The organism is Pseudoalteromonas sp. G5_S1_14_S5 (assembly GCF_054968605.1).
The window spans coordinates 1-427 of sequence record NZ_JBQKUM010000235.1 but is presented as its reverse complement, the minus strand read 5'-3'; the positions used below and the strand labels follow the sequence as shown (position 1 = coordinate 427).

Sequence of the window (427 nt, the reverse complement as noted above, 5' to 3'; positions counted from 1 at the left end):
CTTTCTCCCTTCCTTTGAGGCAAGCGAGAGAAAGCTCAAAAATTTGGAGAGGTTCCCGAGTGGCCAAAGGGAGCAGACTGTAAATCTGTTGGCACTGCCTTCGATGGTTCGAATCCGTCCCTCTCCACCATATTCTAAAGGTTAAATAGCTCAAACAGAGTTACGTGTTGCGTGCATCGTATAATGGCTATTACCTCAGCCTTCCAAGCTGATGATGCGGGTTCGATTCCCGCTGCACGCTCCAACTCATTTTGTGTGCTGATATAGCTCAGTCGGTAGAGCGCACCCTTGGTAAGGGTGAGGTCCCCAGTTCGACTCTGGGTATTAGCACCAGTCTAAAGCTTCTTCTCCTTTAATAAAGAAAACCATTTTTTTGGTTGCGTGGTCTTTTTTAAGCCACCTAATCCGTACCTAGAGGGACACCCCA

3 tRNA genes are annotated in these 427 nt (G+C 47.8%); all 3 read left to right on the top strand.

Going from position 1 to position 427, the window contains the following annotated elements:
• The first annotated feature begins 45 nt into the window (after positions 1-45).
• The 3 genes from ACTRWI_RS22695 to ACTRWI_RS22685 all read left to right on the top strand — a co-directional run bounded on the left by ACTRWI_RS22695 (position 46) and on the right by ACTRWI_RS22685 (position 333).
• A tRNA-Tyr gene (locus ACTRWI_RS22695) sits at positions 46-130 on the top strand.
• 39 nt (positions 131-169) lie between these two features.
• Positions 170-244: transfer RNA gene (locus ACTRWI_RS22690), tRNA-Gly, on the top strand.
• Positions 245-257: 13 nt separating this feature from the next.
• Positions 258-333, top strand: a tRNA-Thr gene (locus ACTRWI_RS22685).
• The last annotated feature ends 94 nt before the right edge of the window (positions 334-427 follow it).